We start from the raw sequence: 26,571 nt of genomic DNA on the forward strand, positions 1-26,571 counted from the left end.
ATATTATGACTTATGAAGCAATTGCATTTGATCTTGACGGTACTTTACTTACTAGCCAATCCACTATTTTAGAGTCAAGTAAGATAGCAATTAAAAAAGCTATAGAAAAAGGTATTAAAGTTTTTATTGTTACTGGTAGACATCATACAGCGGTGCGCCCTTATTACAAAGAATTGGAACTGGATACTCCTGTTGTTTGTTGTAATGGAACTTATCTTTATGATTTTTATCATGATGAGATACTTGCTTCAAATCCTCTTACTAAGGAACAAGCAACTTTACTAGTCAATTCCTCTAGGGAACAGGGATTTCATATTGCAATGTACACTCGAGATGCTATGACATTTGAGGTACTTAATCCACATTTTGAAAAATTGCTAAAATGGGTTGAAACTTGCCCAATGGATGCAAAACCAGATATTCACCAAGTTAAACATTTTGATGATTATTTAGATGGAAAAACAATAATTTGGAAAATATTGATAAGTGATCCAAATGCTTCAAAAATGCAAAACTATATAGATAACTTACCGCTTGATCAATTTAGTCCAGAGTGGTCATGGGTTGATCGTGTTGATATTACAGCAAGTGGTAATAGTAAAGGAAAATGTCTAGCTGAATTATTAAAATTAGAAAATATTAATCCAGAAAATGTAATTGCATTTGGTGATAATTTTAATGATGTAAGCATGTTGAAGTATGTAGGCATGGGAATTGCTATGGGAAATTCTGAGTCAGAAATTCAAAAACAAGCTAAGAACGTAATAGGCTCCAATAATGAAGATAGTATTTCTTTAGCATTATCCCAACTAATTGAGTTATAAGCTGGGCATTGATATGAGAATTCGTTTAGCACAACGACAAGATTTTGAAAGTATTTTAGCAATCTATAATAAAGCTATTCTCACATATCAAATTACTGGTGATTTGCTTCTAGCCACAACTGAAAGTCGCAAGGCATGGTTTGAGTTTCATCTTAATAGTGAAAAATATCCTCTATGGGTTGTAGAAGAGAAAAATGAGGTTGTGGGATGGTTTAGTTTCTCCCCATTTTATGATAGACCAGCTTTTGCACATGCTTCAGAAATTAGTATATATCTTGATCCACCTGTTCATGGAAGAGGTTATGGATCTCAGATTATCGAATATATGAAGTCCCAAATGTTAAGTAAGAATATCAATATTTTAGTAGCGTATGTTTTTGAGCTAAATACAATAAGTTTGAAAATGATGGATAAACATGGATTTATATCTTGGGGAAGACTTCCTAATATTGCGAATATGGGTAAAGATGATAAAGGTCATGAACGTTGGAGAACTTTAGTGATGATGGCTTATGAAGACGGAATTAAAATATGACTCTAATTAAAAAAATATTAGTGATTATAATAAAAAAAGTCTTGCATATTTTAAATTAATTTTGCAAGCTATTAGTGTTCTTATTATACAGGAGTAGGCAATGACAAGACCTTTATTTTCAGGGAGTATGGTGGCTCTTATTACTCCCATGACAGATGGTGAAATAAATTTTAGTGAATTAAAAAATTTGGTAGAGTTTCATATTAAGTCAGGTACTCATGCAATTGTGTCTGTTGGAACAACTGGAGAATCGACTACATTAAGTACAGACGAACATATTAAAGTTATAAAAAAGACAGTTGAGTATGCAGATGGTAGAATTCCTATTATTGCAGGGACTGGTTCTAATTCAACAAGTGAAGCTATTGTGATAACTAAGTTAGTTGCTGATAGTGGGGTGGTAGGGTGTTTAACCGTTGTTCCTTATTATAATAAACCAACTCAAGAGGGGCTATATCAACATTTCAAAGCAATTGCTGAAAGTACTTCACTACCACAGATTCTATATAATGTGCCAAGTCGAACAGGTTGTGATTTAAAACCAGAGACAGTGGGGCGTTTATCGAAGATACCGAATATTATTGGTATAAAAGAAGCAACGGGTGATTTAAGTCGTATTCCTGATATCAAAAGACTAGCAGGTGAGGATTTTATTATTTTAAGTGGGGATGATGCTACTGGTCTAGAATCTATGAAATTAGGTGGCCAAGGTGTCATATCTGTTACAAATAATCTAGCTGCAGAAGATATGGCGAAAATGTGTGAACTAGCATTAGATGGCAATTTTGCTGAAGCAGAAGAAATTAATCAACGTTTAATTTCTTTGCATAGAGATCTATTTGTCGAAGCCAATCCAATTCCAGTTAAATGGGCTGCTTATAAGTTAGGATTAATAGGACAACCGAATTTACGTTTACCACTGACCACTTTATCAGAAGCTTATCATTCAAGAATAATGGATGCACTCAAGCAAGCAAAATTAATTTAAATTGATAGTTATAAATCAAAGTATAAAATACTCTACTCAATAAAAGAAAATCGCTAGTAAAATTGAATCTTACTAGCGATTTTTGTATTAAAAGGAATTTTTATGAAAGAAGTTCTCTTAAAGCTGAACCAATATCAGCTAAACTTCTTACAGTTTTTACGCCCGCAGATTCAAGGGCTGCAAATTTCTCATCAGCAGTACCTTTACCTCCACTAATAATTGCTCCTGCATGTCCCATACGTTTACCTTTAGGAGCAGTCACTCCAGCGATATAGCTAACAACCGGTTTAGTGACATTTGCTTTGATAAATGCTGCAGCTTCTTCTTCTGCACTTCCACCAATTTCGCCAATCATTACAATTGCTTCTGTTTTTGGATCTTCTTGGAATAATTTAAGAATATCAATGAAACTTGAACCAGGAATTGGATCGCCACCAATCCCAACACAAGTTGATTGACCAAATCCTTCATCTGTTGTTTGTTTTACTGCTTCATAGGTAAGTGTACCAGAACGAGATACAATACCAATTTTTCCTTTTCTATGAATATGACCTGGCATGATGCCAATTTTACATTCATCAGGAGTAATAACACCAGGACAGTTAGGTCCAATCATGCGAACGCCGGTCGAATTTAATCTTTCTTTAACTTGTAGCATATCGAGAGTTGGAATTCCTTCTGTAATACAGATGATCAATTGAATACCAGCATCAATAGCTTCTAAAATTGCATCTTTACAGCCTGGAGCAGGAACATAAATTACACTCGCTGTTGCACCAGTAGATTCTACAGCATCTCTAACTGTATTGAATACCGGTAGCCCTAAATGTATTGTTCCACCTTTTCCTGGAGAAACACCGCCCACTAATTGTGTGCCATAATCAAGAGCTTGTTCAGAGTGGAAGGTACCTTGTCCACCAGTAAAACCTTGGCATATTACTTTCGTATCTTTATTAATTAAAATAGACATTATTTTTCCTCCGCTGCTTTTACAGCTTGGATAGCTGCATCAGTTAGTGTTTTTGCTGCAATGATATTTAATCCGCTATTCGCTAGAATTTCTCTACCTAATTCTGCATTATTACCTTCAAGTCTTACAACAACAGGAATACTTACACCAACTTCATTGACTGCAGCAATAACACCATCTGCAATTAAATCACAACGAACGATTCCACCAAAGATATTTACTAGTACAGATTTTACTGTTTTATCCGATAAGATAATTTTAAATGCTTCTGCAACACGTTCTTTCGTTGCACCACCTCCAACGTCTAAGAAGTTAGCTGGCATTCCACCATGGAGTTTCACTATGTCCATTGTACCCATAGCAAGACCTGCACCATTTACCATACAGCCGATATTACCTTCTAATGCTACGTAATTTAATTGATGCGATTCAGCTAAAGCCTCACGAGGATCCTCTTGACTAGGATCTTGCATAGCCACTAATTCAGGGTGACGATAGAGTGCATTATTATCAATGACGATTTTTGCATCTAAGCAAAGTAAATTATCTTCTTTAGTGATAACAAGCGGGTTTACTTCTAAAAGCGCTAAATCTTTATCAACAAACATTTTCGACATTTGAGTAAAGATATGAGCAAATTGTTTGATTTGATTACCTTTTAATCCAAGTTTGAATGCAAGCTCTCTCGCTTGGTAAGGCATTCCACCTGTTAATGGATCAACAGCAACTTTATGCAATAATTCTGGTGTTTTTTCTGCAACTTCTTCAATATTCACACCACCTTCAGTTGATACCATAAATACAACACGTTGAGATGTACGATCAATTACAGCACCTAAATAGAGTTCTTTAGCAATACTTGAGCCTTCCTCTATATAAATTTGATTAACAGGCTGTCCTTGGGCATCTGTTTGGAAAGTAACAAGGCGTTTGCCTAACCATTGATCTGCAAAAGCGCGTACTTCAGCTTCACTATGAACGAGTTTTACGCCACCAGCTTTTCCTCGTCCTCCCGCATGTACTTGGCATTTAGCAACCCAAACATTTCCACCTAACTTGTGGATAGCTTCCGTTGCTTCATCAGCATTTTTACACGCATAACCTTTTCCCACTGGTAAGTTATATTCAGCAAAAATTTGCTTAGCTTGATATTCGTGTAAATTCATAAATAAGGTTCCCCTTGTAAAAGGTGTGTTATAAAGGATAGATACTCATGTAGAGCACAAAGTGTTTAAATAAGGGGCTACAAGCTTGTAAACTAGTAGCCCTTTTATAATTAAATTTCAAGTAATAAACGTGTTGGGTCTTCAAGTAAATCTTTAATTGTTACAAGGAAGCCAACTGATTCACGACCATCAATTAAGCGGTGATCATAGCTGAGTGCGAGATACATCATCGGACGAATAACAACTTGACCATCAATCGCAACAGGACGATCTTTAATCGCATGCATACCTAAAATTGCACTTTGAGGAGGGTTAATAATTGGCGTTGACATGAGTGAACCAAATACACCACCATTAGTGATAGTAAAGTTACCACCAGTAAGATCTTCTACTGTTAATTTACCATCACGACCTTTTTCAGCTAATACTTTAATTTGTTTTTCAATATCAGCCATACTTAATTTGTCACAATCTCTTAAGACTGGCGTAACAAGTCCTCTAGGTGTAGAAACAGCGATACTAATATCAAAGTAGTTGTGGTAAACGATATCTTCGCCATCAATAGAGGCATTAACTTCCGGATAACGTTTTAATGCTTCGACTACGGCTTTAATGTAGAAAGACATGAATCCAAGACGTACATCATGTTGTTTTTCAAATTTTTCACCATATTGTTTACGCAATGTCATGATTGGTTTCATATCAACTTCATTGAATGTGGTTAACATTGCTGTCGTATTTTTCGCTTCTAATAAACGTTCTGCAACACGTTTGCGTAATCGAGTCATCGGTACTCGTTTTTCACTACGAGCAGAATAAGCAACCGTGCTAATTGTATTTTCTACTTTGTCTGCAACCTGTTGATTAGTTCGTTTTGCAATTGCTTGCTCTACATCCTCGCGAGTAACACGACCACCTACGCCTGTGCCTTGAACATCATTTACTGAAATATCATGTTCTGCAAGTAGGCGACGCACACTTGGGCTAACAACATCTGAAGCACTATTATCTGGCTCTAGTGATGCAGTTTGGCGATCTGCTGGTGTTGCTTGATTAGCAGGCGTTAATGTTTCTTTACTAAAATCCCCAGCTTGAGCAATTGATAGAATACCTAGCACTTGTTTGCTAGTTACCGTTGCTCCAGTATCTTGTTGAATTTCTGTCAGTACCCCATCACTCATGGCAGGTACTTCTAACACAACCTTATCTGTTTCAATTTCAACGATAACATCATCGCGTTTAATAGGGTCACCCACTTTTTTATGCCAAGTTGCAACAGTTGCATCGGCAACAGATTCTGGAAGATCTGGGACAAGAATTTCAATAGTCATTTTTTGTTTCCTTCTTAAATTGCTGTCAGATTTTACAAAAAATAGTAATAATCTGACCGCTTGTAATTATAGAGTTAGTGCGTCTGCAACTAGTTGTTTTTGTTGTTTGGTATGTAGTGACATATAACCTACAGCAGGTGAAGCAGAAGCTTCTCTTCCCGCATATTTGAGTTTAGCATTTTCAGGAATTGATGCCTCAAAATTATGCTTACTACAATACCATGCACCTTGGTTTTGAGGTTCTTCTTGGCACCATACAAAATCAGTTACATGTTGATATTGAGCTAAAATACCTTTGATTTCATCATGAGGATAAGGATAAAGCTGTTCAATACGAATGATCGCTACATCTTTTTGTTCATTGGCTCGACGTTGTTCTAATAAATCGTAATAGACTTTTCCTGAACACATTACGACACGTTTTACCTCTTTCGGATCTAAATCATCCACTTCTCCAATCACATTTTGGAAATGTCCATTAATTAATTCATCTAATGATGAAACCGCAAGAGGATGACGTAATAATGATTTAGGTGAAATCGCGATGAGTGGTCGACGAACTTTACGGATAGCTTGGCGACGTAACATGTGATAAACCTGTGCTGGCGTAGATGGCACGCAGACTTGCATATTCTGTTCTGCACAAAGTTGTAGATAACGTTCTAAACGTGCAGAAGAGTGTTCTGGACCTTGTCCTTCATAGCCATGAGGGAGTAGCATAACTAGCCCACACATTCTTCCCCATTTTTGTTCACCTGAACTGATGAATTGGTCGATAACAATTTGTGCGCCATTAGCAAAGTCACCAAATTGGGCTTCCCAAATAGTGAGTGTTTTTGGATCTGTGGTTGCATAGCCATATTCAAAAGCGAGAACAGCTTCTTCGGATAATACAGAATCCCATACTTCAAAACGGCCTTGATTTGCGTGTAAGTGAGTTAGAGGAACATAGCCTGTACCATCAGTTTGATTATGTACGACTGCGTGGCGATGAAAGAAGGTTCCACGTCCAGCATCTTCGCCAGAAATTCTTACATGAACGCCATCGTCAAGTAGAGTAGCGTAAGCCATTGTTTCTGCCATCCCCCAATCAAGCAATTTATTGCCTTCGGTCATCTCACGTCTATCGCTATAAATTTTCTTCACTCTAGAGTGTGGAACCACTGTTTCGGGATATTCACAGACACGTTTAGCTAATGTTAGGAATCTGTCTTGTGGGAATTTGCTTTCGTAAGGTTCTGTCCAATCTGAATCAAGGTATTTTAACCAATCCATTTTAGCAGTATCCATTTCTCGCCATTCAGGTACAACACGATCCCCATTATCAAGTGCATCACGATAAAGATTGACCATTTCAGTTTCTTCATCTGCCGTAATAACGCCTTCGGCAATTAAACGTTCAGCATAGACTCTACGTGGTGTAGGATGCTTTTTGATGATGCCATACATCATTGGTTGTGTTGCTAATGGTTCATCTGCTTCATTATGTCCATGACGACGGTAAGAAATAAGATCAATGAAAATATCACGTTTAAATAGGTTGCGATATTCAACAGCCATGCGAGAAGCAAATGCCACAGCTTCTGGGTCATCGCCATTTACATGAATAATTGGTGCTTGAATCATTTTAGCGATATCCGTACAGTATTCTGTTGATCGGGTATCATTAGGGTTAGAAGTTGTGAAACCAATTTGGTTATTGATAACAATTCGGATGGTTCCCCCAACGGTATAACCACGGGCATTCGCCATATTTAAGGTTTCTTGCACTACACCTTGCCCCGCAACAGCTGAATCCCCATGGACAGTCACGGCTAATACACGATCACGTGCTGTATCAAGACTTCTTGTTTGTCGAGCACGGACAGAACCAATAACAACAGGGTTAACGATTTCTAAATGTGAAGGGTTAAATGATAAGGCTAAATGTACACGTTTATCATCTACTGCAAAATCAGAAGAAAATCCTTGGTGATATTTCACGTCCCCAGTACGATTTACATTGGCATGTTTACCCGCAAATTCATCAAATAATTCTATTGGTTTTTTACCTAGCAGATTCACTAAAAGATTTAAACGTCCACGGTGTGCCATACCCATTACTACATCAGTAATACCTTGCTTACCTGCGTGACGTACAATTTCTTTCATCATTGGAATGAAAGCATCACTTCCTTCAAGAGAAAATCGTTTAGCACCAGGGAATTTAGCACCTAAATAGCGTTCAAGACCATCGGCTGCTGTCAGTTCTTTTAATAAAGTAATTTTTTCTTCACGTGAAAAAAGAGGTTTATCTAGCACACTTTCCATTTTAGCTTGAAGCCAATTTTTTTGCTCCATATCTTGGACATGCATAAATTCAAGTCCAATGCTTCCACAATAAGTTTCCTTAAGTGCATCGGCTAATTCTCTTAATTTTATGGTTTCTTTATTGTATACATAGCGACCAATATTAAAAGTTTCATCTAAGTCTGCATCGGTAAAGCCGTGATAGTGGTAATCTAACTCCGGTACTTGAGAGGTTTTCCAACGGTAATAATCCAAAGGATCCAAGTCTGCTTCAAGGTGACCACGAAAACGATAAGCATTAATAAACTGCAAAATCTTAACTAATTTTGCACTAGCTTCTGGATCAATTACAGTAACGGATTGAGAGTGACTTTCTTTAGCTAATCGACGAAAGTAATCTCTTACAATAGAATGAGGTTGTTCTTGAATGTTGTTATTCGGTAGTTGAGAAAAGATCTCCTGCCAACTTCTATCAACACTTTCTGGATCTTCTAGATATTGTTCGTAGATTTCTTCAACATAAGATTGATTAGCTCCCCCTAATGCAGTGGAAGAAAGTAATTCGTCAAAAGTTTTATGTTGCATATAGGACCTAACCTTATTAAGTAGTTTATTTACAAATAATTCCATTGCCATTATATATGCTTAATAGCAATAAAAGTATAAATCATCAGGATAAACCTTATGGATTTCCTAATTTCACATATGATGTGCATATTATGCCTATTCTTATCGAATAAAACTGTGACACAAGTCTTATTTTTTACATTTTTATAACATTTTTATCGAAATTATTATGTAAAACGTTTACTTTTGAGTTATTGATACTTAAGGGCTGATAAATGAATGTATTTACGCTGAATTTTGAATCGGTTTTACTAATATTTTATTGTATAATCAAGGAAATTCATTTCATCTGCTTAAGGAAGTTTTTATGTCAAATTCAAGTGAGTGCGAAACTTGCATTGTTATTGCTATTGCTGGAGCATCAGCTTCGGGCAAAAGTCTGATTGCTTCGACTATTTATCAAGAATTAAAGGAAGAACTTGGCAAGGATGATATTGGGATTATTTCAGAAGATTCTTATTATCGAGATCAAAGCCATTTAGCTATGGAAGAAAGGGTGAAAACAAATTACGATCATCCCAACTCAATGGATCATGCTTTACTTGTAACTCACCTTCAAGCATTGAAAAAAGGACAGCCTGTTGATATTCCTGAATATGATTATACAGAACATAATAGAAAACAAAGTGTAATTCATTTCTCCCCTAAAAAAGTAATTATTTTGGAAGGAATATTATTACTTACGGATGAGCATATTAGAAATGAAATTGATGTATCAATTTTCGTGGATGCGCCACTTGATATTTGCTTCATTCGCCGATTAAATCGAGACATGCAAGAACGTGGAAGAACATTAGAATCTGTAGTTTCACAATACAGTAAAACTGTTCGTCCTATGTTCTTACAGTTTGTGCAGCCGTCTAAGCAATATGCTGATATTATTGTGCCTAAAGGTGGAAAAAATCGTATCGCGATTAACATATTAAAGGCACAGATCAAACAATTACTTAAACATCACAAGTAGAGGAAAATATGCGTCTTTGTGATACGGATATTGAGCGTTACTTGGATGAGGGATTAATTAGTCTAACACCTCGTCCAAGTAACGATAAAATTAATGGGGCCACGATAGATGTTCGTTTGGGTAATTCTTTCCGTGTTTTCCGAGAGCATGCCACGCCATATATTGATTTAAGTGGGACTCGTGAAGAGATGAGTGCTCAATTAGAGAGCGTAATGAGTGATGAAATTATCATCAATAAAGGAGAGGCTTTTTTCTTGCATCCAGGCGAACTTGCACTGGCGACCACTTTAGAAACAGTTAAATTGCCCGCAAATATTATCGGGTGGCTGGATGGTCGATCATCGTTAGCTCGTTTGGGATTAATGGTGCATATTACCGCACATAGAATCGATCCCGGTTGGGAAGGAAAAATCGTGTTAGAGTTTTTCAATGCTGGAAAATTACCACTTGCATTAAGACCTAATATGGCAATTGGTGCCTTAAGCTTTGAGATTTTAAGTGGTAATGCAGAAAGACCTTATAATATGCGTAAAGATGCTAAATATAAAAATCAGCAAAGTGCCATATCGAGTCGAATCGATCAAGACTAATTAATTTTATATGGTAATACTGTCAAGGATCAGCATGGGCGTAGATTAACGCTTACGCTGTTCCTCTTGCCACTTCTCAAAATCTTCTTGAGTAAGTGTACTTAGCATTTCTTCTGCGTGTTCGTTATGTTTTCTTCTAATTTCTTCGATTTCCGCTTTCCGTATTTTATATTTTTCTTGTTGTTCCTGTTCCCATTTATCTAAATCCTCTTGAGTTATATTACTGAGTAAGTTATCTAAGTTCTCAAGGTTGTATTCTTTTGTGATTTTATTACCGTACGCTTTGATAAGTTTCCAAATAATAATTAAACCAATACTCGATAAGCTGAGAATTGCTAACTGGTTAGATAATACAAACAACAAAAGATGATAAATCAAAAGCCCAATTAAAGAGTGGTATAAATACGGTTCTTGCTCGCTATGGTATGCGAAATAAATTATAAGAGCGAAAGAGATAATCATTGCAAAATAAGTAATGATATTTATTGTTTCTAATATTGATTCAATCATTTCTTCATCCTTTTAAATTTCCTTTACTTGCTAGATTATAGACCAATGGCATTTATCTAAGGCTGGATATGAGTAGCCAATTCTTTAATCAGCTTAGGTCCTTGATAAACCATTGCAGAGTAGAGCTGTAATAGACTTGCACCTGCATCGATCTTTTCTTGCCCTGATGATACAGAATGAATTCCACCGCTACCAATAATTGGAATGCTACCTTGTAATGCTTTTTGGAATTGATGAATTAAATTTGTACTCAATTTATGCAATGGTTTTCCACTTAATCCGCCTGATTCATTGGCATATTTTAACCCCGCAACTGTATCACGAGAGAGCGTGGTATTTCCCGCAATAAGTCCGTCTATCTTATAGTTAAGCAAACTTTCAGCAACAGATTCTATTTCTGATTGAGTAAGATCGGGTGCAACTTTTAAAACTAAAGGTTTATAAATACCTTGTCTTTTGGCTAATTCTGCTTGCTCTGATTTGAGAGTTTGTAATAACGAATCTAATGCTTCACCATACTGCAATGAACGGAGGTTCTTTGTATTAGGCGAGGATATATTAACGGTAATATAACTTGCATGTTGATAAACTTTACGAAGGCAGATTTGGTAATCATCAATACTTTTTTCTATAGGTGTTATTGCGTTTTTTCCAATATTAATGCCTAAGATTCCACGATATTTAGCTTTTTTGACATTCTCAATTAAAACATCGACACCAAGGTTATTGAATCCATTACGATTAATAATGCCTTCCGCTTCTAATAGGCGAAATTGACGAGGGCGAGGATTACCATCTTGAGCGACAGGGGTTACTGTGCCAACCTCGATGAATCCAAAGCCAAGTTTGGCAAATCCATCAATGGCTTCTCCATTTTTATCTGCTCCAGCAGCTAAACCAATAGGGTTGGGAAAGGTTAACCCCATTACCTTTACTTTATTTTCTGGGATGCTACATAGAGAAGGGAATTTTCCTAGACATTTCAATGCTTGAATTGAAAATTGATGAGCTTGCTCTGGATCGAGAGAAAATAGTGCTTTTCGAATGAGGGAATAATGCATTTGCAAAAAACTCCTAAATCTATCTGCTTGTATAAGAGAATGACATAAATTAAAGCCAATAAAAAAGCCCAACAATGGGCTTTTTTCTATTAATGATTAAACATTGCTGAGATAGATTCTTCATTACTAATTCGGCGAATAGCTTCTGCCAACATGCCTGAAACAGTTAATACTCGAACTTTATTTGATGCTCTAATTTCAGCTGAAAGTGGAATAGAATCGGTAACAACCACTTCATCTAGTGCAGTATTCGCAAGATTTTTTGCAGCAGTGCCGGAGAACACTGCGTGTGTTGCGTAAGCAAATACACGACGAGCCCCTCTTTCTTTTAATGCTTCTGCCGCTTTTACTAATGTACCTCCCGTATCGATCATATCATCCACAAGGATACAATCACGTTCTGCAACATCACCAATGATGTGCATAACTTGAGAAACATTCGCTCTAGGGCGACGTTTATCAATAATTGCCATATCAGTGTCGTTGAGTAGTTTTGCTACCGCACGAGCACGAACCACACCACCGATATCTGGAGAAACAACGATTGGATTGACTAAGTCAGATTTCTTTAAAATATCATCAAGTAAAATCGGCGAACCGAATACATTATCCACTGGTACATCAAAGAAACCTTGAATTTGTTCTGCATGCAGATCGCAAGTCAACACACGGTCAACACCGACACTAGAAAGAAAATCTGCAACAACTTTAGCCGTGATAGGAACACGAGCGGAACGAACACGGCGATCTTGTCGAGCATAGCCAAAGTAAGGAATAACTGCGGTAATACGACCTGCAGATGCACGTCTTAACGCATCGACCATTACAATTAACTCCATCAGATTATCATTGGTGGGCGCACAAGTTGATTGCACAATAAAAATATCTCCGCCACGCACATTTTCATTAATTTGTACTTGAATCTCACCATCGCTAAAACGACCAACTGTTGCATCGCTAAGGTTAGTATAAAGACGTTCAGCAATTCGTTTTGCTAATTCTGGTGTAGCATTTCCTGCGAAGAGTTTAATATCAGGCATTGGGGAAACCTCTGGGTTAAATTAGGGAAATAAGTTTAGTTTTTGGTGTAAGGGTGACACATTTTGTCCTTTTGCTACAAAGCCTTGTATATTATCTGGCTTTTTAGCAAAAACTTGGCAAGCGTCTTCTTCACTTTCAAACTCGGCAAAGACACAAGCGCCAGTACCCGTTAAACGAAACGGTGCGTATTGTACCAACCAAGCAAGGAGTTCTTCAACCTCTGAATACTGATCTCGAACAACTTTTTCGCAATCGTTTTCCCAATTTATGGATAAAAGTTCACTTAATTCTCTTTTTGGTGTATTACGAGGTAAAGTAGGTTGGCTAAAAATAAGGGCTGTTGAAATAGATACATTAGGTTTTAGCACTACAAACCATTTTTCTGGTGGATTGCAAAATGTTAATTTTTCTCCTACACCTTCTGCAAATGCAGCATGGCCTCTCACGAAAATAGGTACGTCTGCACCCAATTTTAAGCCGATCTCAGCGAGAGTTTCTAAGGAGAGTTGGGTATTCCATAATTGGTTAAGCACAACGAGGGTTGTTGCAGCATTGGATGATCCTCCGCCTACACCACCTCCCATAGGGAGCCTTTTTGTGATGCCAATTTTTGCACCTAATGTACAAGCAGTATGTTGCTGTAATAATTTTGCTGCTTTATAAATCAGATTTTGTTCAGCCGGTACAGAGTCTAGTTGATCAAGCAGTTCAATTTGAGATTCTTGAGTAATTTCAAAATGGATATCATCCCCAAAATCTAAAAATTGAAATAGCGTTTGCAATTCATGATAGCCATCTGACCGCTTGCCTGTAATATATAAAAATAAATTAAGTTTTGCTGGGCTAGGAAATGTAAGAATATTGCTCATATTAATATGTCCATTCATCAATACGAATTTTTAGGGTTTGTGTTCCATTATCTAATGAAATAAGTTTTGGTAGGTTTGGAACACGATCTTCATGATATTCCACAAAATTCACGTTCCACGTTACGCCATTAATTTGATAAGTAAATTGAGCAAGCTGACGTTTTTCATTGACCACATAAGGCATATTTTCTTCGGGTTGACCTTTTACCCAATAAGCAAAATGGTCAATAGGAAAAGATACGCCAATCATTTCTTCCATTAATTTCGCAACATCCGACTCAGTGCGTGTATTGCCTTCGCTGTCAGAAACTGTCATTCCTTGTTGGGTACGTTGTAATTTCAGTGACTTACTTGAAAGATTAGAAGACATGACTAAGTTAAACTGATAAGGCGAGTGATATTGCCAATCAAAGTGTGATGAAAAACGATCTTCTGGCGAGATATAGCCAAATTGTCCGCTAGTAGAATAACCATTGATTTTTTGCAATTGTGATAGGTGCTGTTGCCATTGGGGATCCGAATGGGGAATTGTCACCATAGGTTTACTTGCTTCTGAAGGGGTATCGTAAATAGAGTTACAGCCAGCTAAGACAAGTAATCCTGCCAATGATAAAATTTTGGTAGTCGTTTTCATAATTATCCTTTTGAGATGGTTAATTTGTTAATTCAGCTATTATAGCTTGTTTTAGTTGCTGTTTTTGTTCTTCGGATAATGCGTGATTTTGTGAGGTTGTCACAACAAAAAAATCCTCAACACGCTCACCAATCGTCGTAATTTTGGCATTAATTAGGTTTAATTGTAATTGTTGGAAAATATATCCTATTTGAGCCAGTAATCCTTCCCGATCCAGTGTAAATAATTCAAACGCAGTTTGAGATGGATTTAATTCATCTAAAAAGCGAATCATTGTTTTACGTTTGAATGAACGATGCTTTATTGGCTTTTTGACAATTTTTATGGGTTTAGATTCAGTATGTTGTAAGGTTTTGCTCAAAGCCAGTTGAATTTGCTTAAGCCGATCCTTACTGAGTGCTTTACCATTCTGTTCGGAAATGATAAAGCTGTCTAAGATAAATCCATTATCACTCGTTAAAATCTGAGCATCATGAACAGTCACTTTTTTCTGACTCATCATTTGTGCAACACGAGCAAAGATATACGGTTTTTCTTGTGTATAAATAAAAATTTCCGTTGCACTCCGTGCGTACTGATTACTCACTAACACCAAGGGCAGAGTATCATTATGAATAAATGATGTAGCGTGCCAAATTAATTGCGTTGGATTATGGCGAACAAAATAACTTTCAGGACAGCTATCCCAAAATTCATTGAGTTTTTGCTGTTGAATTTCAGAAAAATTAAGTTGTTGTAGGGTTTGATTACGATTCTCAAGAGCTAATTGATGATAGTCGATGGATTCCTCTTTGCCTAAATTAAGTTGCTCAAGGGTAAATTGATAGAGCTTACGAATTAATGATCGTTTCCAATCATTCCATAGCGTTTCATTTGTTGCACAAATATCCGCAACAGTTAAGCAAGTTAGAGCAGATAAAGCGGTCGGATTATTGACAAGATTTGCAAAATTTTTGATTACCACAGGATCATGAATATCACGTCGTTGAGCTGTAATAGACATTGCTAAATGTTGCTCGACTAACCATGCCATATAACGACCATCTTCCTCACTAAATTCATGTAAGTGTGCAAATTGAAGTATATCTTCCGCACCGAGTTTAGAATGATCACCATTGCGACCTTTCGCAATATCGTGGAATAAAGCCGCGAGATAGAGTAGCGGACGTTTTTCGAGTATTGGAAAGATTTCACAACATAACGGATGCTTTTCGCTGTTAGTTTGATCGAGAAAACTCTCTAATTTTTGCATAACACGAACGATATGTTCATCAACGGTATAAAGATGAAACATATCAAATTGCATCAATCCACGGATATTTTTCCACTGTGGAAGGTATATCGAAAGTACGCCAAAACGGTGCATAGGCAGAATTGCCCGTTGAATACAGTGAGGTTGTGTAAAGATCTGAATAAAGCGGTGTCTTGCTTTTGGATTTTCACATAATGGTGTTTCAATATTTTTTATTGTAAGACGTAAATGGCGTAAGGTTGTTATGGCAACAGAGGCTTCAGGGTATTTGGTTAAATAATAGAAAAGATCTAAAATTTTTTCAGGTGCTTGCGATAAATTCCTTGGGCTATAACAACTGATTTGGTTATCTCGTAAAAAGAATAATTCATCAAGCGGTAACTTTGTCCCTTTATTTTGCAAAGGATTGAGTACGTCTTGGTTAAAATTATCAAGAATTAGCTGACTCAGTTGGGAGATAGATTGAGTCGCTTGGAAATAGGCTTTCATCATCATTTCTACGGGATGATTTCCTTCTCCTTGATAACCTAATTGTTCGCTCAATGCTAACTGACGATCAAAGCGTAAACGATTGTCATAGCGTTTAAGTTGGAGGTGTAATCCGAAACGCATCTGAAAAAGAATTTGCTGCGCCTCTTTTAATTCTTCATATTCCTTTTGAAAAAGAATACCCTTTGAATAAAGTGCATCTAGGGATTGCACGCCATATTGTCTAAGCATGATCCAAGAAAGTAAATGCAGATCGCGTAATCCCCCCGGGCTATGTTTTAAATCAGGCTCAAGGTTATAACTGGTATTGTGATATCTCTCGTAGCGAGTTTGTTTTTCTTCTATTTTTGCTTGGAAAAATGCGAGAACCGCCCAGAAATCATCTTGATATAAGCGAGAAATTAATTGTTCCCATAACGATTTATTCCCCACTAAGAATCGACTTTCAAACATATTGGTTGCAACGGACAGTTCATTAAGCCCAATCTCAATACATTGTTGGATGGAGCGAATTGCGGATCCTAACTGTAAATTGCAATCCCATAAAATATTAAATAATTGAGTGATTTTATCTTGGGTTGTTTTATCAATAGGGCGTTCACTGATAACGAGAATATCAAGATCGGAGAGAGGAAACATTTCTTGGCGACCATATCCTCCAACCGCGATAAGTGCAAGATCGCTCTGTTTATCTAATGAAAAATGTTTCCATAGCGTTTGAAGTAGCTGATCATAAAAATGACTTCGTTGGTGGAGTAGTGTCATCACATCAACGGTGTTAAATGCTGTTTTTTGTTCGGTATTTAATGCATCGAGCTGTTCTTTTAGGTCTGATATATTCATTAGATAGTTATTGTATTGCGTTTAAAAAAAATAAATCATGAACCACGTCATCCCAGCCAAAATCATACTCATAAAAACAGCCGCTGAGGCGATATCTTTGGCTCGACCTGATAGTTCATGAAATTCAGATCCAATACGATCAACAACAGATTCTATCGCACTATTTAACAACTCAGTAATAAGGATAAGTAATATGCTACCCACCAGTAAGATTTTTTCCACAGGGGTTTGACCTAGAAAAAAGCCTAAAGGAATTAATATACAAGAAAGCCAAATCTCTTGACGAAATGCTGCTTCATTGATGTAAGCACTTTTAAGTCCTTTTAATGAGTACTGGGTTGCATTAATCACTCGTTGGAAACTTGCTTTGTTAGCGGGCTTCATAGGTACCTTTTAGATTTATGACAAGACAATATGAATTGTAATATTTTGATAAAACATCATAAATAATGAACGCATTTTATAGTTTTTGACTATGAATAATCAATAAATTTATCTAAATAAAACAATAGCTATAAAATTTTTGTGGAAATGTAAATTTTTTAATTCTAATTGTCATCAACTATTCACATTTTGCTCGTTTTTAGATACTATCCATACATATTTTAATAAAATACATGAAATTTATTTATTCTTTTCATTTTTATAGGAAACTTTATGAGTAATTCTTCTCTCTCTTCTAAAATTCTTGGCGGCAATTTGGTATTACGGATTGTCATTGGTTTAGTACTTGGCGTAATTATTGCGCTTGTATCTCCTGATCTTGCAACTAATTTTGGAGTACTAGGTCAGTTCTTTGTTAAGTCATTAAGAGCAATTGCACCAATTTTAGTATTTACCCTTGTATTGTCAGCGATTGCAAATAAACAAGTGGGGAGTAATGGTCGATTAAAACCAATCATTGTTCTTTACCTTATCGGTACATTCTTAGCTGCATTAACCGCAGTTGTCTTAAGTTATGCATTCCCAACAACATTAGAACTTGTTGCAAGTCCAGGCGGATTAGCACCACCAGAAGGTGTTGGGCAAGTATTAAAAGCAGTAATTTTTAATTTAGTGGATAATCCGCTAGGTGCAATTACTGATGGTAACTTTATTGGTATTCTTGCATGGTCAATTGGATTAGGAATCGCATTACGTCACGGTGCGGATAGTACTAAAGTATTATTGAGCGATATGGCTGATGCTGTTTCTTTTGTGGTTAGAGTTGTGATTGCTTTTGCACCTATTGGGGTTTTCGGTTTAGTTGCTGAAACTATCGCAACTAATGGTATTGATGCCTTTGCTGGTTATGTTCGCCTATTATTTGTTTTATTAGGAGCGATGTTAATTGTAGCATTCGTATTAAACCCTTTACTTGTATATTGGAAATTACGTCGTAATCCTTACCCACTTACATTAACTTGTTTACGTGAAAGTGGTGTAACAGCATTCTTTACTCGTAGTTCTGCGGCAAATATTCCTGTAAATATGAACCTTGCAAAACGTTTAGGCTTAAAAGAGGAAATTTACTCTGTCTCTATTCCTCTTGGTGCAACGATCAATATGGCGGGTGCTGCAATCACAATCACTGTATTAACTTTAGCAGCAGCTTATACACAAGGGATTGTGCCTGATTTCTGGACTGCATTACTATTAAGTATCGTAGCTTCAGTGTGTGCTTGTGGTGCATATGGTGTTGCGGGTGGTTCATTATTATTAATCCCACTTGCATGTAGTTTATTCAGTATTCCAAATGATATTGCAGCACAGGTTATTGGTGTTGGATTTATTATCGGTGTTATTCAGGATTCAGCTGAAACTGCATTAAACTCTTCAACAGACGTATTATTTACTGCAGCGGTAAGTTTATCTTCTGAAGAATAATGATTAATTAGTTTAATAATCAGTATTATATTTGATGTACTAGCAAAAAAGACTGAGATTTAAATCTCAGTCTTTTTTATTATTTTATTATTTCAGGTTTATAACTTTATTAGAGTCTTTGATTATATCCAATATTTTTGGTTGTTCCGAAAGTTGTTTATCACTTGTTGGCTCAATATTCCAAATATTCTTAGCATAATCAAGAACAGAACGATCTGATGAAAAATATCCCATATTGGCAATATTAATAATAGCTGAACGAGTCCATGCTGTTTTATCACCAAAATATTGTGCCACTTTATCTTGAGTGTCAATATAACTGCGGAAATCAGCACACGCTTGGTAGTAATCTCCTGAATCCAAGATAATGTCTTGATAGCGATACGGTTCTTCAGGAGAAAATTTACCATTTAGAATTTGTAAAATAGCTTCATTCAGCTCTGTATCTGTTTCATAGAACGTATATGGAGAATATCCATTTTTTCGTAACTCTTCTACTTGTTCCACTGTATTACCAAAGATGAAAATATTTTCTTGGCCTACACAATCTAAAATTTCTACGTTTGCACCATCAAGGGTACCAATAGTTAAAGCTCCATTGAGTGCAAATTTCATGTTTGAAGTTCCAGACGCTTCTGTTCCAGCAAGAGAAATTTGTTCTGAGATATCCGCAGCAGGAATAATCATTTGAGCAAGAGTAACGCTATAATTTGGTATGAAAACAACTTTAATAAGATCGTTAATTCTTGAATCATTATTGATAACGGCAGCGACATCGTTGATTAAGCGAATAACTTTTTTAGCTGCATAATATGCACTAGCCGCTTTTCCAGCAAAAATAAAGACTCGAGGTTGCCAATTCGCACTTGGGTTCTTCAATATTCTGTTATATAAGGCAACAATATGGAGAACATTTAATTGTTGGCGTTTGTATTGGTGAATACGCTTAATTTGCACATCAAAAATTGCCTCTGGATTTAATTTGATACCTTGAGTACTTTCAATGTAACGAGCCAATTTTCTTTTGTTTTCTATTTTGACTGCTGAAATTTGCTCTTGCAAATCTTCATCATCTACAAACTGATTTAGTTTATCTAATTGGCTTAAATCTGTTCTCCAATCTTTACCAACATATTTATCTAAGATAGAAGCAAGACCTGGGTTAGCTATTTGAATCCAACGACGAGGTGTTACACCATTTGTCACGTTGGTAAAACGATCTGGGAAAATTTTAGCAAAGTCAGCAAAAATAGACTCTACCATTAAATCTGAATGGATTTTTGCAACACCATTGACTTTTCCTGAGGCAATAACGGCTAACCATGCCATACGAATTCTGCGATCGCCGTTTTCATCAATAATAGATACTCGACGAATCAGATCATTATCCTCTGGGAATTTTTCACTGACTTTTTTGAGAAACCATTCATTTATTTCAAAAATAATTTGTAAATGACGAGGTAAAATTCTTGCCACCATTTCGACAGGCCATGTTTCTAATGCTTCAGCCATTAATGTATGGTTTGTATAGAAGAAAGTTTTACGTGTGATATTCCAAGATTGTTCCCAGCTATATCCTTTTTCATCAATTAATATGCGCATTAATTCAGGAATAGCTAGGGTCGGATGGGTATCATTTAAGTGAATCGCTACTTTTTCTGCTAGATTTAAGCATGAACCTGATTCAAGTTCATGGCGACGAATAATATCTTGTACTGATGCAGAACAAAGGAAATATTCTTGACGTAAACGAAGTTCTCTACCATTGTAAGTAGAATCATCGGGATAAAGCACTCTTGAGACATTCTCAGAACTGTTTTGTTGAACCATTGCAGAGAAATAATCACCACGATTAAAATCAGCTAATCCAAAAACTTTATCTCCTGCATGTGCAGACCAGAGTCTTAAGCTATTAGTGGATGATGTACCAAATCCAGGGATAAGTTGATCGTGGGCTTGTGCAATAATTTCTTCTTCAGCTTGCCAATGTGTTTTTTTCCCTTCTTGCCATGTTCTTCCTCCAAAGCGAATTGGAAAACGTTTACTAGAACGAATATAGGGCCAAGCAAACTCTTTATCCATCCAATAGTCTGGATATTCAACTTGTTCCCCATTTCTTATTTCTTGGCGGAACATACCATATTCATATTGGATACCATATCCAATAGCAGGTATTTTCATGGTAGCCAAGCTATCTAGATAGCAAGCAGCTAAACGACCTAAACCACCATTTCCTAATCCTGGATCACCTTCTTCATCAATAATATCTTCTAGTTTGTGACCTAATTCATCTAATGCCGCACGAATAACCTCATAAACACCCTCAGAGATCATGGCATTACTAAAGGTTCTACCCATCAAAAATTCCATTGATAAATAATAGACTCGGCGACTCATATTCGCTGCTTGCCCACGACGACTTTGTAACCATGATTCTGTAGAAAGGTCTCTAACAACACGAAGTGCCGCATTTAACCAGTTTCGATTACTCGCTTCTCTAGGCTCAACACCGAGTGCAAAAACTAATTTATATAAAATGGCATTTTTTACATTTTGTATATTTTCTGGACTCAAATATGACTCTGATAAATAATTGCCCATTATTAACTACTCCTAATTTAGTAAATGTGTAAAAATGTGTCACATTCTACAATAACTTCGTACGATATTGGCAAATAATTTCATCAATATGCTCGTGATGACAAAATAGTCAAAAATATATTGAAAAGTAGTTGGATTTTTTCTACTTTAATATTAGAATTACCGCTCGGCTTTTTGCCGTAAAATTTTAGGGAATAGCTGGGTCGCCTGCTATTTTTATATTAACGGAACTAAATTGTTCCAATTTTTATATGAGAATTTAATAATGTCATTCAAGTTTGAAGCTGAAGCTCGTTTAGCGCAAGGTAAGGGTGCGAGCCGCCGCCTGCGCCACAATGGTCAGGTACCAGCAATTATTTATGGTGGTAATGCTGAGCCTGTATCAATCATTTTAGATCACGATAAGGTGAATAATGCACAAATCAACGATGAGTTTTATAGTGAAGTTTTAACAATAGTTCTTTCTGAAAAAGAAGAAAAGGTTAAGGTTCAGGCAATACAACGTCATCCGACTAAACCTAAACTCTTACATTTAGATTTTAAACGTGTATAAAGAAATTTAAATTGAGTAAAAAAGCCCTTATTTAAATAAGGGCTTTTTTTATAACGTTCATTTAAATAATGTTGTAACTACTACTAATAAAAAGCTAGTAATAGCAAGAATGAAGTATGTGATGGAAAAATTTGCTTGTTTGAGGGCCAGTATAGAAAAAGTTATGTAAAGCAATATAAATACTAATTTTAACCAAATCCATACTTGTAAAATTGAGAATCCAAATACGAGAAAAATACCAATACCACTGATAAGTAATAAAGTATCGATAATATGAGGGGCTATTCGTAATAATTTATACCGTCTCCAATTGATTTCTTTCACTGACAGTAAGCCACGAATAAGTAATAAAATTAAACTTAAATAGGCAGAAGCAATATGGGCAAAAAATAAACTTTTCATTGTATTTCTCTATTCCAAAATAGTAGATTTTAAGTATTGAAAAATTTCACGATAATTTTTAGGTGGCTTATTTAATTCTTTTTCTTTATTGGCTCCACGAATTAAATTTCTTAAATGTTGGCGATCAAGAGTTGGGTATTCTTCCAACAATGTATTTAAGGCAGAATCACCTTGCTCAATCAGTTGATCTCGAGTTACTTCTAATTTTTGCAATAGAGCTAATTGTTGTTGATGACGATTTTCTACCTTATCTAAAGCTTCTTGAATTGGTTCAGGATCAATATTTCTTAATAATTTACCAATATATTGAATTTGGCGACGACGGGCTTCTAAACGTAAGCGTTGAGCCAGTTCAATAGCTTCTTTCAAATTATCATCAAGTGGAATTTTAGCAAGGTTAGCTGACGTGAGATTGACTAAACTATCACCTAGTTTTTTTAGTTGCTCTGCATCACGTTTTATTTCACTTTTACTGACCCAGATGATTTCTTCGTCTTCATCTGTCCAATCTATTTCTTCATGCCGCTTTTTTTTAGCCATATTGATATTAATTTCCTGAGATTACTGAGTTAAAAAGCCTATCGCAAAGGATAGGCTTTTCTGCTATGATTTTTCATCTTTGCATTCTATTATTAAATGTGAATTAGGTCAAATGTTTGACATAATATATTGATTTTACTGGTATTCAGGAATTATTTATGAGCTTAATTACAAAAGAAGAATTACAACAACAAGAGCAACAATTAAAAGAGGCTGTTAAATTGGCATTATCCCTTTCAGAAAAAGCTGGGGCAACAGCAGAAGTCGGGGTAACAAAGGTTGCGGGATTATCCGTTTCTACCCGATTAGAGCAAACAGAAAATATTGAATTTAATAATGATGGCTCCTTAGGTATTTCTGTTTACTTAGGTAAGAAAAAGGGCAATGCATCAACATCCGATTTACAAGTAAAATCAATTCAACAAGCGGTCGAATCTGCATTAGCAATTGCAAAATATACGTCAGAAGATGAATGTAGTGGCCTAGCAGATAAAGAATTAATGGCATTTGATGTACCCGATTTAGATTTGTATCATCAAGCAGAGATCGATGTTGATCAGGCGGTACAATTAGCCATAGAAGCAGAGCATTATGCCTTAAATTATGATCAGCGAATTGTAAATAGTGAAGGGGCAACATTCAATTCACACAGTGGCATTCGTGTTTATGGGAACACACATGGTATGTTACAAAGTTATTTATCCAGTCGATATTCTTTATCTTGCAGTGTTATTGCAGCACATGGGGAACATCTAGAGCGAGATTACGAGTATACGATTTCTAGAGAATTTGATCGTTTAGATTCAGCTCAATGGGTTGGAGAAAAATCGGCACAAAAGACAGTAAAACGATTAAACCCACAAAAATTATCGACGCGTGAAGTGCCTGTTATTTTCTATAATGATGTTGCTACGGGGCTGATTGGACATTTGGCAGGCGCGATCAGTGGAGGGGCGTTATATCGCAAGTCTAGCTTTTTAGTTGATAAGTTAGGTGAAAAAATCTTACCTGAATGGTTTGAAATCAGTGAACATCCTCACTTATTAAAACAACTTGCTTCATCACCATTTGATAGTGAGGGTGTCAAAACACAAGATAGACGTATTATTGAGAATGGAATTTTACAAACCTATTTACTGACCAGTTATAGCGCAAGAAAATTAGGCATGCAAACGACAGGGCATGCAGGAGGTATCCATAACTGGCAAGTCAAATCAAATCGTCTTGGTGGAGTGGAAACTTTGCTAAGAGAAATGAATACAGGTTTATTGGTCACTGAAATGTTAGGTAGTGCAATTAATGGCGTGACAGGTGAATATTCTCGAGGTGCTGCTGGATTTTGGGTAGAAAATGGGAAAATTTGTTATCCAGTTGCTGAAATTACTATTGCAGGCCAATTACAAGATATGTATAAAAATATTATTGCAGTGAGTAATGATATTGAAGAACGTTCAAATATTCAGACAGGTTCAATTTTACTTGAAAGTATGAAAATCTCTGGACAATAATCGTAAAATTAGAAAAGTAGGTATTCTAAAACCTACTTTCACTTATCTTAATGTATTAATTGCATCCATACATTTTTGTTTTCTATATTCTGTTTCATAAATTTTCTCTTGATAAATTTGTCTTTGCTTATTATCTGTACATAAATAGTTTTGTTCAATGAGCCAGCTTAATTTTTCATTAAGTGCTCTTAGAGCCTTTTGATATTCTTGTAATTTTTCGTCAGAAGATAAATTAGTAAGTTTTTTATTAACGCGATAATGAGAGATAAATTTAGGATATGAGATATTTTGTTGAGGTAAGAGTTTGTCCGTAGCTGTTTTTAATTCAACAAATTGAGATATCAGCTTTTGTGCATAATATTCTGCATATTCTAAACTATTTTGTTGTGTAGCAAGTTTAGCCGTGAGTTTTATTTCATTCACAAAACTTATCACATTACCTTTACTCTTTGAAAAATACATAGATGAAATGACAATTTCATATGAATGGAATGCTTCGAAAATAGAACATTTATCTTCAATAGATTTTACAAATTTATTCATAACGGCTAATGATTTGAAATTTGTACATTATATGTAACTTTAAGTAACTTTCAATAATGATTTTTTGTTGTTTATTTCATCAAATATGGAATTAATTTGTAAAAATGTGAGATATGTCACATTTCTAATGAACTTTTTTATTTTATTAAAATTAATTTAAAATCAATGAGTTATATGTATTTCTTGATTGGAGTAATACTCGGTAAATATGGGAAATTTACTCGCTTTTGAGTGAGTTGAGTGTAACTGATTGTTTTTAAATTATATTTTTCGGGTGTTGAATGTGGTGTAATATATTGACACTTTATACTTATTCTGACACTATACGCAAGAAATCAGATTTCGCTCAAAGTTTGCATAAGGGGTGGATGATGGATTTGGTGATTATCCAAATGACCTTAACTAGGATAATCTAGCGAAACTAAAATAATTTTTTAAGGTGAACACTATGAAAAAAACACTAGTAGCGTTAGCAGTAACCGCATTTGCAACTTCAGCTTCAGCTTTAACTATTTATGAAGCAGATGGTACAAAAGTAGATTTTGGTGGTTCTATTCGTATGCGTTTAGATAATCATCGTGAATATACAAAAGTTGGCGGTGTTAAACAAGATGAAAAGAGAGCTCATACTAATTTACATAATGATGGTTCTCGTTTTGAATTGAAAATGCGTCATGACATCAATGATGATTTTTATGGATTCGGACGTTTAGAGTTCCGCTTTAATGGTGGCAATAGAGCATCAGGTACTGACCAATTTGGTGATTTATATACTAACCGTGCTTATGTTGGGTTAGGTAGTAAAACATATGGTGAAGTAACTTTCGGTCGTCAAGTTACTATTGGAGATGATATCCACCAAGCTGGTTATGATAATGCATACGGTGTATTTGATACAGCGTTAACTGATTCAGGTAGATCTGTTATTCGTTACGATTACAAAGGAATTGAAGGTTTACAAGTTGGCTTCGATTATCGTTTTGCTGAAGAACGTGGTAAAGATGGTGAAGTTGTAGATCCTACAGCAGATAAAGAGTATGTGTTAAAATCAGGTTATGGTGCTGGTATTATTTACTCATTTGATGTTGCTGATGGTCAAGCAGCAACACTTGCTGCCGGTTATACGCGTGATAACTATAAATCAGATGTTGTGGGTCCTTATGCTTATAAAAAACATACTCGTGATGCATGGGGTGCAAGTGCTAAGTATGAAATCAATGATTTCGAATTCGCTTTAGATTATACCGGCCAATTTGGTAAAAAAGGTTCTGAAAAGAATGTTGTAAATGGTTTCCGTGTCGGTGGTCTTTACAATGTCCTTCCTAATGTTGCAGTATATGGTAACTATGGATTATTATACAACGAAGTTAAAGATTCAGGTGATTCAGTAAAAGAAAGATCTCAAAGACATAGATTCATGTTAGGTACATCTTATAAACCTCATAAACAAATTATGACTTATGTAGAAGCTGGGTATTCAACTGCTAAAATAACAAAAGGTCAAGTTGAGGAGAAACCTCGTGAAACTAACTTTGGTATAGGGTTACGTGTTTTCTGGTAATTTGTAGCTAGAAA

The 26,571-nt window shown here is 35.8% G+C and carries 24 protein-coding genes; 9 read left to right on the plus strand and 15 right to left on the minus strand.

Annotation, left to right across the window (positions count from 1 at the left end; all coding sequences use genetic code 11):
- Window positions 1-5 precede the first annotated feature (5 nt).
- The 3 genes from A6A10_RS04565 to dapA all read left to right on the plus strand — a co-directional run bounded on the left by A6A10_RS04565 (window position 6) and on the right by dapA (window position 2,347).
- Window positions 6-824, plus strand: coding sequence for a pyridoxal phosphatase (locus tag A6A10_RS04565; protein ID WP_121121522.1), 819 nt, complete (start codon window positions 6-8; stop codon window positions 822-824).
- A gap of 13 nt (window positions 825-837) precedes the next feature.
- Window positions 838-1,359, plus strand: coding sequence for a GNAT family N-acetyltransferase (locus A6A10_RS04570; RefSeq protein WP_121121520.1), 522 nt, complete (start codon window positions 838-840; stop codon window positions 1,357-1,359).
- A 100-nt stretch (window positions 1,360-1,459) separates the two neighbouring features.
- Entirely contained in the window at window positions 1,460-2,347 is an 888-nt protein-coding gene (gene dapA, locus A6A10_RS04575; RefSeq protein ID WP_121121518.1) for a 4-hydroxy-tetrahydrodipicolinate synthase, read from the plus strand.
- A gap of 100 nt (window positions 2,348-2,447) precedes the next feature.
- Here dapA and sucD read toward each other — a convergent pair whose 3' ends face one another.
- The 4 genes from sucD to sucA all read right to left on the minus strand — a co-directional run bounded on the left by sucD (window position 2,448) and on the right by sucA (window position 8,688).
- On the minus strand, window positions 2,448-3,317 hold the full coding sequence (gene sucD / locus A6A10_RS04580) for a succinate--CoA ligase subunit alpha (RefSeq protein ID WP_121121516.1): 870 nt from the start codon (window positions 3,315-3,317) through the stop codon (window positions 2,448-2,450).
- Entirely contained in the window at window positions 3,317-4,483 is a 1,167-nt protein-coding gene (sucC, locus tag A6A10_RS04585) for an ADP-forming succinate--CoA ligase subunit beta (protein ID WP_121121514.1), read from the minus strand. The genes sucD and sucC overlap by 1 nt, the downstream gene beginning before the upstream one ends.
- A 110-nt stretch (window positions 4,484-4,593) precedes the next feature.
- A complete protein-coding gene (odhB, locus tag A6A10_RS04590; protein WP_121121512.1) occupies window positions 4,594-5,814 on the minus strand; it encodes a 2-oxoglutarate dehydrogenase complex dihydrolipoyllysine-residue succinyltransferase in 1,221 nt (406 codons plus the stop codon).
- A gap of 66 nt (window positions 5,815-5,880) precedes the next feature.
- Window positions 5,881-8,688, minus strand: a complete 2,808-nt coding sequence (sucA, locus tag A6A10_RS04595; RefSeq protein ID WP_121121510.1) for a 2-oxoglutarate dehydrogenase E1 component — start codon at window positions 8,686-8,688, stop codon at window positions 5,881-5,883.
- Between the two features lie 349 nt (window positions 8,689-9,037).
- On the opposite strand from sucA, the gene udk reads away from it, so the two are divergent.
- Window positions 9,038-9,694, plus strand: coding sequence for a uridine kinase (gene udk / locus A6A10_RS04600; protein ID WP_121121508.1), 657 nt, complete (start codon window positions 9,038-9,040; stop codon window positions 9,692-9,694).
- Between the two features lie 8 nt (window positions 9,695-9,702).
- Entirely contained in the window at window positions 9,703-10,284 is a 582-nt protein-coding gene (dcd, locus tag A6A10_RS04605; protein WP_121121506.1) for a dCTP deaminase, read from the plus strand.
- Between the two features lie 45 nt (window positions 10,285-10,329).
- On the opposite strand, the gene A6A10_RS04610 is transcribed toward dcd, so the two are convergent.
- The 7 genes from A6A10_RS04610 to A6A10_RS04640 all read right to left on the minus strand — a co-directional run bounded on the left by A6A10_RS04610 (window position 10,330) and on the right by A6A10_RS04640 (window position 17,367).
- Window positions 10,330-10,794 (minus strand): cytochrome b family protein, encoded by a 465-nt coding sequence (locus A6A10_RS04610; RefSeq protein WP_121121504.1) that lies wholly within the window; start codon window positions 10,792-10,794, stop codon window positions 10,330-10,332.
- 56 nt (window positions 10,795-10,850) lie between these two features.
- Window positions 10,851-11,855: a quinone-dependent dihydroorotate dehydrogenase gene (pyrD, locus tag A6A10_RS04615; protein ID WP_121121502.1), complete on the minus strand. Its 1,005-nt coding sequence runs from the start codon at window positions 11,853-11,855 to the stop codon at window positions 10,851-10,853.
- An 89-nt stretch (window positions 11,856-11,944) separates the two neighbouring features.
- Window positions 11,945-12,895 carry a ribose-phosphate pyrophosphokinase gene (locus tag A6A10_RS04620; protein ID WP_121121500.1) on the minus strand — a complete coding sequence of 317 codons (951 nt, stop codon included), beginning with the start codon at window positions 12,893-12,895 and terminating at the stop codon, window positions 11,945-11,947.
- 21 nt (window positions 12,896-12,916) lie between these two features.
- The gene (gene ispE / locus A6A10_RS04625; protein WP_121122276.1) at window positions 12,917-13,765 is read right to left on the minus strand and encodes a 4-(cytidine 5'-diphospho)-2-C-methyl-D-erythritol kinase; all 849 of its coding nucleotides are present in this window, start codon (window positions 13,763-13,765) and stop codon (window positions 12,917-12,919) included.
- A gap of 1 nt (window position 13,766) precedes the next feature.
- Entirely contained in the window at window positions 13,767-14,399 is a 633-nt protein-coding gene (gene lolB, locus A6A10_RS04630; RefSeq protein WP_121121498.1) for a lipoprotein insertase outer membrane protein LolB, read from the minus strand.
- A gap of 19 nt (window positions 14,400-14,418) precedes the next feature.
- Window positions 14,419-16,983: a bifunctional uridylyltransferase/uridylyl-removing protein GlnD gene (gene glnD, locus A6A10_RS04635; protein WP_121121496.1), complete on the minus strand. Its 2,565-nt coding sequence runs from the start codon at window positions 16,981-16,983 to the stop codon at window positions 14,419-14,421.
- Between the two features lie 21 nt (window positions 16,984-17,004).
- Window positions 17,005-17,367 carry a diacylglycerol kinase gene (locus A6A10_RS04640; RefSeq protein ID WP_121121495.1) on the minus strand — a complete coding sequence of 121 codons (363 nt, stop codon included), beginning with the start codon at window positions 17,365-17,367 and terminating at the stop codon, window positions 17,005-17,007.
- A 273-nt stretch (window positions 17,368-17,640) separates the two neighbouring features.
- Between A6A10_RS04640 and sstT the strand changes: the two genes are divergently transcribed.
- On the plus strand, window positions 17,641-18,849 hold the full coding sequence (gene sstT / locus A6A10_RS04645; RefSeq protein WP_121121493.1) for a serine/threonine transporter SstT: 1,209 nt from the start codon (window positions 17,641-17,643) through the stop codon (window positions 18,847-18,849).
- A gap of 87 nt (window positions 18,850-18,936) precedes the next feature.
- Here sstT and A6A10_RS04650 read toward each other — a convergent pair whose 3' ends face one another.
- The gene (locus A6A10_RS04650) at window positions 18,937-21,450 is read right to left on the minus strand and encodes a glycogen/starch/alpha-glucan phosphorylase (RefSeq protein ID WP_121121491.1); all 2,514 of its coding nucleotides are present in this window, start codon (window positions 21,448-21,450) and stop codon (window positions 18,937-18,939) included.
- Between the two features lie 265 nt (window positions 21,451-21,715).
- Here A6A10_RS04650 and rplY point away from each other — a divergent pair, with 265 nt between their 5' ends.
- Window positions 21,716-22,003, plus strand: coding sequence for a 50S ribosomal protein L25 (gene rplY, locus A6A10_RS04655; protein ID WP_121121489.1), 288 nt, complete (start codon window positions 21,716-21,718; stop codon window positions 22,001-22,003).
- 57 nt (window positions 22,004-22,060) lie between these two features.
- On the opposite strand, the gene A6A10_RS04660 is transcribed toward rplY, so the two are convergent.
- Both A6A10_RS04660 and yjgA read right to left on the minus strand, forming a co-directional pair.
- Window positions 22,061-22,405 (minus strand): SirB2 family protein, encoded by a 345-nt coding sequence (locus tag A6A10_RS04660; RefSeq protein WP_121121487.1) that lies wholly within the window; start codon window positions 22,403-22,405, stop codon window positions 22,061-22,063.
- A gap of 9 nt (window positions 22,406-22,414) precedes the next feature.
- Window positions 22,415-22,945: a ribosome biogenesis factor YjgA gene (gene yjgA, locus A6A10_RS04665; RefSeq protein WP_121121484.1), complete on the minus strand. Its 531-nt coding sequence runs from the start codon at window positions 22,943-22,945 to the stop codon at window positions 22,415-22,417.
- Between the two features lie 158 nt (window positions 22,946-23,103).
- On the opposite strand from yjgA, the gene pmbA reads away from it, so the two are divergent.
- On the plus strand, window positions 23,104-24,453 hold the full coding sequence (gene pmbA / locus A6A10_RS04670; RefSeq protein ID WP_121121482.1) for a metalloprotease PmbA: 1,350 nt from the start codon (window positions 23,104-23,106) through the stop codon (window positions 24,451-24,453).
- Window positions 24,454-24,495: 42 nt separating this feature from the next.
- Here pmbA and priC read toward each other — a convergent pair whose 3' ends face one another.
- Entirely contained in the window at window positions 24,496-24,996 is a 501-nt protein-coding gene (gene priC / locus A6A10_RS04675) for a primosomal replication protein PriC (protein WP_121121480.1), read from the minus strand.
- 448 nt (window positions 24,997-25,444) lie between these two features.
- Between priC and A6A10_RS04680 the strand changes: the two genes are divergently transcribed.
- A complete protein-coding gene (locus A6A10_RS04680; RefSeq protein WP_121121479.1) occupies window positions 25,445-26,557 on the plus strand; it encodes a porin in 1,113 nt (370 codons plus the stop codon).
- Window positions 26,558-26,571: the final 14 nt, after the last annotated feature.

Origin of the sequence: Otariodibacter oris (genome assembly GCF_009684715.1) — a bacterium.
Taxonomy (GTDB): domain Bacteria; phylum Pseudomonadota; class Gammaproteobacteria; order Enterobacterales; family Pasteurellaceae; genus Otariodibacter; species Otariodibacter oris.